The 713-nt window shown below is 35.9% G+C and carries 1 protein-coding gene and 1 pseudogene; both read left to right on the top strand.

Going from position 1 to position 713, the window contains the following annotated elements; all coding sequences use genetic code 11:
* The coding region (locus tag IEW48_RS17340) for a hypothetical protein (RefSeq protein WP_229704114.1) at positions 1-198 on the top strand (198 nt) is incomplete at its 5' end.
* A 339-nt stretch (positions 199-537) separates the two neighbouring features.
* Positions 538-713, top strand: a pseudogene (locus IEW48_RS17335) (transposase); the annotation flags it as partial.

The following is a 713-nucleotide window of genomic DNA, read 5'->3' as shown; positions in this document are numbered from 1 at the left end:
GCATATGGTGGGGAGGGGGAAAATATACCCTCAATCACCTCAGAACAATCGCTCTACAACCAATTATGGTACTTGATGCCAAACTTTTTGTTACCTGACGGTAAAAATGTTATTTTGCAAAAAGCTCATATTATATCGGTCAAACCGGTAAGGTTTTTAAGCAACAAAAGTAAGACTGGTGAGTCGACTACCAGATGATTTTTATATAGCAAAAAATATGTTAGGAAATTTTACAAGATTGTAGAAACAAAAACTAAAAGGATCTAAGATATGTAAACAAGAGGTTATGTAAAAATAATTAACGTTTTAAGTAAGTTTAATGAACATATCGAATGCTATTTTAGCCATTTATTCCGATTATAAGTGATGAAAAAATAGGGGGTTATTCAAATGATTAAGTCAGTACATGTGAGCATTTTGCAATAAATAGAGCCATTGAAACACAAAGGATTTGAGGTCCAAAAAAAGGACTTCACCCCTTCTTGGAGAATATTTCAAGTGACCAAACAAGAAAAATCAAGAAAGGATGAAGTCACTATGTATATTCTCCAAGAAAGCCTGTTTTCCTTCGAACAACTGCAAAAATTAGAATCTCGTGAGAGATTGCCTCTCTTTTTTAGCTCATTGGACTTACGTCCATATGCTAAAAAGTTGAGAAGCGCTTCACCCCGGGGCGCAGCCGGTCACTGCCGCCAAGGGATTTTAAGAGCCTT

This window comes from Caldalkalibacillus thermarum (assembly GCF_014644735.1).
GTDB lineage: Bacteria > Bacillota > Bacilli > Caldalkalibacillales > Caldalkalibacillaceae > Caldalkalibacillus > Caldalkalibacillus thermarum.
Note: the sequence above shows the minus strand (reverse complement) of the source record. Positions and strands in the feature narration are given on the sequence as shown.